Origin of the sequence: Campylobacter sp. RM16189 (assembly GCF_012978815.1) — a bacterium.
Taxonomy (GTDB): domain Bacteria; phylum Campylobacterota; class Campylobacteria; order Campylobacterales; family Campylobacteraceae; genus Campylobacter_A.
Genome location: NZ_LIWR01000036.1, coordinates 1 through 651 on the forward strand (window position 1 = coordinate 1; position 651 = coordinate 651).

Annotated in this window: 1 pseudogene; it reads left to right on the plus strand. The window is 34.1% G+C overall.

The features are described from left to right. Positions 1 to 651 (plus strand): annotated as a pseudogene (locus CDOM16189_RS08045) (response regulator); the annotation flags it as partial.

The window sequence follows — 651 nt, forward strand, 5'->3', positions numbered from 1 at the left end:
CACCGTATTTGCACCGGAGAGTAGATACAAAAAGGCGGAAGCCGATAGTATTAAGAACTTTTTTGATGCATACGCGGATAAAGACGGCTGGGTAGACCTAAGAAACAATAACGTATTTAATAAAAATAGCCTATTTAATAACTTTGCCTATGAAAAGGTTGGATTTGACGGAAAGCTAAAGCTTAGCGAGTTTAATCCTATAATAGAATCAGATACTCCTAAAGATAAAGACTTCTCATATGCAGGATATCAAAGAAGTAGCTTTATGAAGTTTTATAACGATTACCGTAAAGAGCTTGATGCTCACACTAAAGATATAGAGTGGCTAAGTAAGAATTTAAAAGATTACGATGTAGAAAACGCAGATGAGCTAATATCTAAGCTAAAAGATAGTAAATCATCTTATATGCTTGCTATGGAAAATGAGTTTAAAAAAGCTACCGGATTAGAATTTAGCTTATCAAATTTAGAAAAGGTAAAAAGAGCCTTTGAATCAGATAGTAATAAAGCTGCACTATCATTAAACGATAGCGATAGCGTAATAGCTATGAGAATGAACAGTAACGGAACCATAACCTTAAAATTTGATAGCGGTAGAGAGATAGACGTAAGAGATCTATATACCGATACGGGCAGATTAAATACTTCAGG